Consider the following 4,340-nt stretch of genomic DNA (forward strand, 5'->3'; position numbering starts at 1 on the left):
TTCCACAAAGGATAACGGTTTAACACGGCAGTTCCCTTTGGGAAAACAATAAATTACAGCGCCTTCATGGTGCCTTTCGGCAGAACGGCAGCTACGAAATCACGTTTAATAACCACTTCAGTGGTGTCGTTCAGCGCGATAGCGATGTAGCCGGATTCTGCTACTTTGGTCACGCGACCCACCAGACCACCGTTGGTCAGCACTTCATCGCCTTTCGCAATGGAGTTCATCAGGTTTTTGTGTTCTTTGGTACGCTTTTGCTGCGGGCGCAGGATCATGAAGTAGAAAATCAGACCAAACACCACCAGCATCAGAATCAGAGACATCGGGCTGCCCTGCGCCGGAGCACCTGTTGCCGCTACCGCATCAGAAATAAAAAAGCTCATTCAAATTCCCTCATTATTAAAATTAATCAACGTTCACAGGTGGAACTGGTCTACCCTGACGTTGGTAAAAATCGGTCACGAAGCTCTCTAATTTACCCTCTTCAATAGCCTTGCGTAAACCCGCCATCAAACGCTGGTAGTAGCGAAGGTTATGAATCGTGTTGAGTCGCGCGCCCAATATTTCGTTGCAACGGTCAAGATGATGCAAGTATGCGCGCGAATAATTGCGACAGGTGTAGCAATCACACTCAGCATCGAGCGGACTGGTGTCGCTTTTATGTTTCGCGTTACGAATTTTTACCACGCCGTCAGTCACAAACAAATGACCATTACGGGCATTTCGCGTTGGCATCACACAGTCAAACATATCGATACCGCGACGCACGCCTTCAACCAGATCTTCTGGTTTACCGACGCCCATCAGGTAACGCGGTTTATCAGCCGGAATCTGCGGGCAAACATGCTCCAGAATGCGGTGCATATCTTCCTTCGGTTCACCAACAGCCAAACCGCCGACAGCGTAGCCATCAAAGCCGATATCTACCAGACCTTTGACGGAGATATCACGTAAATCTTCGTAAACACTGCCCTGAATGATGCCAAAAAGCGCATTTTTGTTGCCGAGGCTATCAAAACGGTCACGGCTGCGCTTCGCCCAACGCAAAGACATCTCCATCGAGCGTTTAGCATAGTCCCAGTCGGCAGGATACGGTGTACATTCGTCGAAGATCATCACGATATCGGAACCGAGATCGTATTGAATCTCCATCGACTTCTCAGGATCGAGGAAAATCGGATCGCCGTTGATCGGGTTACGGAAATGCACGCCTTGCTCGGTTATCTTACGGATGTCGCCCAGACTGAATACCTGGAAGCCACCAGAATCGGTGAGGATTGGGCCTTTCCACTGCATGAAATCGTGCAGATCGCCGTGCAGCTTCATGATTTCCTGACCCGGGCGCAGCCACAGGTGGAAGGTGTTACCGAGGATGATCTGTGCCCCGGTCGCTTCAACTTCTTCCGGCGTCATACCCTTAACAGTGCCGTAAGTACCGACCGGCATAAAAGCAGGCGTTTCCACTACGCCACGATCAAAAACCAGGCGGCCGCGGCGAGCGCGACCGTCTGTGGTGTCCAGTTCAAATTTCATTTTAACTCCTGCGTCAGAAAAACAGTCCGACGTTAAACACTCGCATCGCGGATTTATTCCCCAACGCGCTCAGAAATAGCCTGCGGATTGTACGTGATAAACATGGCATCACCGTAACTAAAAAAGCGATATTCCGCTTTTACCGCTTCATGATAGGCGCGCATGGTGTTTTTGTAGCCAGCAAATGCGGAAACCAGCATGATCAGCGTCGATTCCGGCAGATGGAAGTTGGTCACCAACGCGTCTATCACTTTGTATTGATAGCCTGGATAGATGAAGATCTGCGTATCGCCGAAGAACGGTTCAATAAGGTCGTTTTTGGCTGCCTGCGCTGCGCTTTCCAGTGAACGTACGGAGGTGGTACCTACTGCAATCACGCGGTTGCCGCGGGCTTTCGCCGCCAGCACAGCATCAACCACATCCTGCGGCACTTCCGCATACTCGGAGTGCATGATGTGATCTTCGATGGTGTCTACGCGCACCGGCTGGAAAGTACCCGCGCCGACGTGTAGCGTAACGAACGCCATCTCAATGCCTTTATCACGCAGTTTTGCCAACAGTGGTTCGTCAAAGTGCAGACCGGCGGTCGGCGCGGCGACCGCGCCCGGTTTTTCGCTGTACACGGTCTGGTACAGCTCGCGGTCGGCGTCTTCATCCGGACGATCGATATATGGCGGCAGCGGCATGTGGCCGATGGCGTTCAGAATATCCAGCACACTGCGTTCGTCGTTAAACTCAACTTCAAACAGCGCGTCATGGCGCGCCACCATCGTTGCTTTAATGCTTTCGTCATCGCCCAGCAGCAGCTCTGCGCCCGGCTTCGGCGCTTTTGAAGCACGAATATGCGCCAGAATACGTTTGTCATCCAGCATACGCTCGACCAGCACTTCAATCTTGCCGCCGCTGGCTTTACGGCCAAACAGACGAGCCGGGATCACGCGGGTATTATTAAAGACCAGCAGATCTCCAGGGTTGAGCTTATCGAGCAAATCGGTGAAAGTACCGTGCGTCAGCGCGCCCGTCGGCCCATCCAGTGACAGCAAGCGGCAACTGCTGCGCTCAGCTTGCGGATAGTGGGCAATCAGGGATTCGGGTAATTCAAAGGTGAAATCGGTAACGCGCATGACACTGACTCAGACTAAAATAAGAGGCGGGTAGTCTAGTGCCGGGGCGTTCTCCCTGCAACCTTTACCCCTCAAGTTAAGAGACATAATCTATACACAAAATCATTCAAGATGCATCAAGGCGGCAACTGAATGAGTCCCCGGAGCTTACTCAAGTAAGTGACTGGGGTGAGTGACAAATCTGTCAGGAACAGATTTGAACGTCGCAAAGCGACGGCCCGTAAGGGCGAGTCTCAGGACGAGACGAGTAACTCAGCAGCCAACAAAGAGGCAGTTTGAAGGATGAAGTGGATATGAATTTTCTTGCACATTTGCATCTGGCCCACCTTGCCGATAGCTCGCTTTCCGGCAATCTGCTGGCCGATTTTGTCCGGGGTAATCCCCAAACGCACTATTCGCCCGACGTGGTGGAAGGCATCTTCATGCACCGTCGTATCGACGTAATGACCGATAACCTGCCGCAGGTACGTGAAGCCAAAGAGTGGTTTCGTAGCGAAACGCGCCGCGTCGCGCCGATTACGCTGGATGTCATGTGGGATCATTTTCTGTCGCGCCACTGGTCGGAAATTTCTCCTGACTTCCCGCTGACGGACTTTGTGCGCTATGCCCGTACCCAGGTAACCACTATTTTGCCGGAATCGCCGCCACGCTTTATCAATCTGAACAACTATATATGGTCAGAGAAATGGCTTGAGCGCTACCGGGACATGGATTTTATCCAGAACGTCCTGAACGGCATGGCCAGCCGCCGTCCACGTCTCGGTGCCCTGCGCGACTCATGGTATGACCTCAATACGCATTACGATGCGTTAGAAGAACGATTCTGGCAGTTTTATCCGCAAATGATGGACCAGGCGCGGCGTAAAACCCTTTGATTGTAGCCCGCATGACGCGCCGGATAAGCAGTAGCCGTCATCCGGCAAAAGATTGATAGACAAAACCTGTCTCATTGATTGCCAGCGCCTCTTTGTCTTATTCCCGAACACTCTCTATACTGGCCCGCGTTGCGTTCCAAAAACCCCTTAACTTTGCAGGAGAATTATATGGTACTGGTAACTCGTCAGGCTCCGGATTTCACAGCAGCTGCGGTACTGGGTAGCGGTGAGATTGTTGATAACTTCAACTTCAAACAGCATACCAACGGTAAAACCACCGTTCTGTTCTTCTGGCCGATGGACTTCACCTTCGTTTGCCCGTCTGAACTGATCGCATTCGACAAGCGTTACGAAGAATTCCAGAAGCGCGGCGTAGAAGTTGTTGGCGTTTCTTTTGACTCTGAATTTGTCCACAACGCATGGCGTAACACCCCTGTCGACAAAGGCGGCATCGGTGCAGTGAAATACGCAATGGTTGCTGACATCAAACGCGAAATCCAGAAAGCCTACGGCATCGAGCACCCGGAAGCGGGCGTTGCTCTGCGTGGTTCTTTCCTGATCGACGCTAACGGCGTTGTTCGTCACCAGGTGGTTAACGACCTGCCGCTGGGTCGTAACATCGACGAAATGCTGCGTATGGTTGACGCGCTGCAGTTCCACGAAGAACACGGCGACGTTTGCCCGGCACAGTGGGAAAAAGGTAAAGAAGGTATGAACGCCTCTCCGGACGGCGTAGCAAAATACCTGACTGAAAACGTTTCCAGCCTGTAATTGGCATGAATCGAAAAAAGGCCCGCTAGTGCGG

General features: G+C 52.1%; 5 protein-coding genes. 2 read left to right on the forward strand and 3 right to left on the reverse strand.

Features of this window, described 5'->3' with window-relative positions; all coding sequences use genetic code 11:
- Positions 1-53 precede the first annotated feature (53 nt).
- Genes yajC through queA form a run of 3 tightly spaced genes read right to left on the reverse strand, consistent with a single transcriptional unit; the run spans position 54 to position 2,660 of the window.
- Entirely contained in the window at positions 54-386 is a 333-nt protein-coding gene (yajC, locus tag FDX03_RS02180; protein WP_003021544.1) for a preprotein translocase subunit YajC, read from the reverse strand.
- A 22-nt stretch (positions 387-408) separates the two neighbouring features.
- Positions 409-1,536, reverse strand: coding sequence for a tRNA guanosine(34) transglycosylase Tgt (tgt, locus tag FDX03_RS02185; RefSeq protein ID WP_003021535.1), 1,128 nt, complete (start codon positions 1,534-1,536; stop codon positions 409-411).
- 53 nt (positions 1,537-1,589) lie between these two features.
- The gene (queA, locus tag FDX03_RS02190) at positions 1,590-2,660 is read right to left on the reverse strand and encodes a tRNA preQ1(34) S-adenosylmethionine ribosyltransferase-isomerase QueA (protein ID WP_115600852.1); all 1,071 of its coding nucleotides are present in this window, start codon (positions 2,658-2,660) and stop codon (positions 1,590-1,592) included.
- 293 nt (positions 2,661-2,953) lie between these two features.
- On the opposite strand from queA, the gene acpH reads away from it, so the two are divergent.
- Entirely contained in the window at positions 2,954-3,535 is a 582-nt protein-coding gene (gene acpH, locus FDX03_RS02195; protein ID WP_137345413.1) for an ACP phosphodiesterase, read from the forward strand.
- Positions 3,536-3,703: 168 nt separating this feature from the next.
- Positions 3,704-4,306 (forward strand): peroxiredoxin, encoded by a 603-nt coding sequence (locus FDX03_RS02200; protein WP_048212444.1) that lies wholly within the window; start codon positions 3,704-3,706, stop codon positions 4,304-4,306.
- The last annotated feature ends 34 nt before the right edge of the window (positions 4,307-4,340 follow it).

It is taken from the genome of Citrobacter sp. wls827 (genome assembly GCF_005280875.1).
GTDB classification, from domain to species: domain Bacteria; phylum Pseudomonadota; class Gammaproteobacteria; order Enterobacterales; family Enterobacteriaceae; genus Citrobacter; species Citrobacter youngae.